Source organism: Mycobacterium sp. KBS0706, assembly GCF_005938675.2.
GTDB lineage: Bacteria > Pseudomonadota > Alphaproteobacteria > DSM-16000 > Inquilinaceae > Inquilinus.
This window is the reverse complement of record NZ_VCCH02000397.1, coordinates 1-328: the sequence shown is the minus strand read 5'-3', so window position 1 is coordinate 328 and position 328 is coordinate 1. Positions and strand designations below refer to the sequence as shown.

The following is a 328-nucleotide window of genomic DNA, read 5'->3' as shown; positions in this document are numbered from 1 at the left end:
GTAGGCCGGATCATCCGGGAACGAGTACCAGTAGGGGTCCGACATCGCGTCGAGGTGGTACAGGTACCCGAAGAACTCATCGAAGCCGTGCAGTGTCGGCAGGTACTTGTTCAGATCACCGAGATGGTTCTTGCCGAACTGGCCGGTGGCATAGCCCTGGACCTTGAGGGCGGCGGCGATGGTGGCGGCCTTGTCCGGCATGCCCACATCCGCGCCGGCCTGGCCGACGGTGGTCAGGCCCGTGCGCAACGGGATCTCACCGGTGATGAAGCTCGCCCGGCCTGCGGTGCAGCTCGCCTCCGCATAATAGTCGGTGAACATCATGCCC

General features: G+C 64.3%; 1 protein-coding gene. It reads right to left on the bottom strand.

Annotated elements, in window-relative coordinates; all coding sequences use genetic code 11:
- Nucleotides 1-328 (bottom strand): sulfatase-like hydrolase/transferase (locus tag FFK22_RS42445; protein WP_143957070.1); only part of this gene is annotated, 328 nt, incomplete at both ends.